Here is a 1,479-nt window from a genome sequence, read left to right as displayed (position 1 = left end):
CGCAGAATCCAGGATCAGAGCAGCCCCCACAGCCACACAGACTGGCACCGGTCAATCCCTGGCATAACCCAGCACCACAGGTGAAAACGACCTCTAAGACGTCGTTTCTTATGGCGTGATCGGTCGTTGATCCATACGTGACTGATCTCGTTGAGCGGCTGGTGCCGGACGAGTTGTGGGTGCTGTTCAGGCGAGTGGTGCCGCCGACTGTGGTCACGCGTCCGCAGGGTGGGGGTCGGCGTCGGGCAGGTGACCGTGAAGCTTTGGCATCGATCATCTTCGTGGCGACGTCAGGCTGCACGTGGCGGCAACTGCCGCCGGTGTTCGGCCCCGCCTGGCCCACGGTCTACCGCAGGTTCGCCCAGTGGAGCCGGGACCGGGTCTGGGCCCGGCTCTACCGCGTGATCCTCGACGAACTCGGAGCGCGGGGTGAGCTGGACTGGTCCCGGTGCGCGATCGACTCGGTCAGCCTGCGCGCCGCAAAAGGGGGCCGCTGACGGGACCGAATCCGACCGATCGCGGCAAGCTGGGATCGAAGATCCACCTGATCTGTGACCGGAACGGGCTTCCGCTGTCCTTGGGTATCTCCGGTGCGAACATGCACGACAGCCAGGGTCTGGAACCGCTCGTGCGGGGCATGCCGCCCATCCAGTCCCGCCGCGGGCCCCGGCGCCGGAGACCGGCGAAACTGCACGCGGACAAAGGTTACGACTACGACCACCTGCGCCGATGGCTCCGCAAGCGTGGCATCCGCCACCGCATCGCACGTAAGGGCATTGAGTCATCACAACGGCTGGGCAGGCACCGCTGGGTGGTGGAGAGAACCGTGTCCTGGCTGGCCGGCTGCCGAAGGCTCCACCGCCGCTACGAACGTAAGGCCGAACACTTTCTCGCCTTTGTCGGCATAGCCGCAACCCTCATCGGCTACCGCCGATTGGTTACCGCGCTCACGGCCTGAGCCGGTCCTGCTGAACGTCGAAGCAGATCAGCCCCATGGACTGCGCGACGGCCGCCGCGTAGGCCGATGCCTCTTCAGCCATGCTCCACCGCATGGCGAAGTAGATCAGCGGACCGCTTGCCTCGTCGATCAACGGACCAGTGGACCAGGGCGAGGTGTCCTCGTCGTCCTCGGTGATGTCGCGCCACCGCTCAAGCAACGCAGCGATGTAGGCCGCAATGCGTTCGGAGGGAGGCTCCTCCACCTCACCATCGATGTAGCGGTCGTACAGATCGCTGAAGATCTGGCCGGCGGTCTTGTCATCCGCTGGTCTCTCGCCTTCCCAGACAGCAAGGTCGTAAGTCATGCCCGGGAGGCTCCCATACCGCACTGACATCCGCGCAGTCAGTCAGCGGCGCGAGGGTCAGCCATAAGAAACGACGTCTAAGAGGTCGTTTTCACCTGTGGTGCTGGGTTATGCCAGGGATTGACCGGTGCCAGTCTGTGTGGCTGTGGGGGCTGCTCTGATCCTGGATTCTGCG

The 1,479-nt window shown here is 64.5% G+C and carries 2 protein-coding genes; one reads left to right on the top strand and one right to left on the bottom strand.

Annotation, left to right across the window (positions count from 1 at the left end):
• The first annotated feature begins 137 nt into the window (after positions 1-137).
• Positions 138-958, top strand: a protein-coding gene (locus tag ABZ478_RS39240) for an IS5 family transposase (RefSeq protein WP_359557576.1) whose coding sequence is annotated in 2 segments (ribosomal slippage) — positions 138-495 and positions 495-958 — 822 coding nt in all. Because the reading frame shifts where the segments join, the coding sequence is not laid out codon by codon here.
• Here the strand turns inward: ABZ478_RS39240 and ABZ478_RS39235 are convergent.
• A complete protein-coding gene (locus ABZ478_RS39235) occupies positions 948-1,304 on the bottom strand; it encodes a hypothetical protein (RefSeq protein WP_359557574.1) in 357 nt (118 codons plus the stop codon). The two genes, ABZ478_RS39240 and ABZ478_RS39235, sit on opposite strands and share 11 nt — an antisense overlap.
• Positions 1,305-1,479: the final 175 nt, after the last annotated feature.

Source organism: Streptomyces sp. NPDC005706 (genome assembly GCF_040631045.1).
Lineage (GTDB): Bacteria > Actinomycetota > Actinomycetes > Streptomycetales > Streptomycetaceae > Streptomyces.
The sequence above is the reverse complement of the archived record's forward strand: the minus strand, read 5'-3'. Positions and strand labels throughout refer to the sequence as shown.

Coding starts and splice junctions, on each gene's coding strand:
- ABZ478_RS39235 (WP_359557574.1), bottom strand. CDS start 1,304: ATGACTTACGACCTTGCTGTCTGGGAAGGCGAGAGACCAGCGGATGAC.